The sequence below is a fragment of the Xanthomonas cissicola genome (assembly GCF_008801575.1).
Lineage (GTDB): Bacteria > Pseudomonadota > Gammaproteobacteria > Xanthomonadales > Xanthomonadaceae > Xanthomonas > Xanthomonas cissicola.
In genome coordinates, this window is sequence record NZ_VZPL01000306.1 from 1 (window position 1) to 247 (window position 247).

At 55.5% G+C, this 247-nt stretch carries 1 protein-coding gene and 1 pseudogene; one reads left to right on the forward strand and one right to left on the reverse strand.

The features are described from left to right. Positions 1 to 79: transposase (locus F7R02_RS27205; RefSeq protein ID WP_219819874.1), on the reverse strand; the 79-nt coding region annotated here is incomplete at its 3' end. An 81-nt stretch (positions 80 to 160) separates the two neighbouring features. On the opposite strand from F7R02_RS27205, the pseudogene F7R02_RS26225 reads away from it, so the two are divergent. Beyond that, positions 161 to 247: pseudogene (locus tag F7R02_RS26225) on the forward strand (IS5/IS1182 family transposase); the annotation flags it as partial.

The window sequence follows — 247 nt, forward strand, 5'->3', positions numbered from 1 at the left end:
CTGCCACCTTGAACCCACGATCGGTCACTTGCCGGACCGCCTCGATCTTGAACTCATCCGTATACCGCTTACTGCTCATGGACACCTCCGAATCAGCCATTTTCCATGGCCTTGAGATGTCTAAGAACCTGTTCACGATCTTCGCTGATCAGTGCAGACTATGCGGATGCGCCAAAAGACCTATCCGAGCGACATGAGCCGGGAGCAGTTCGCACACGTGCTGCCGATCCTGGAACAAGCGCGCAAG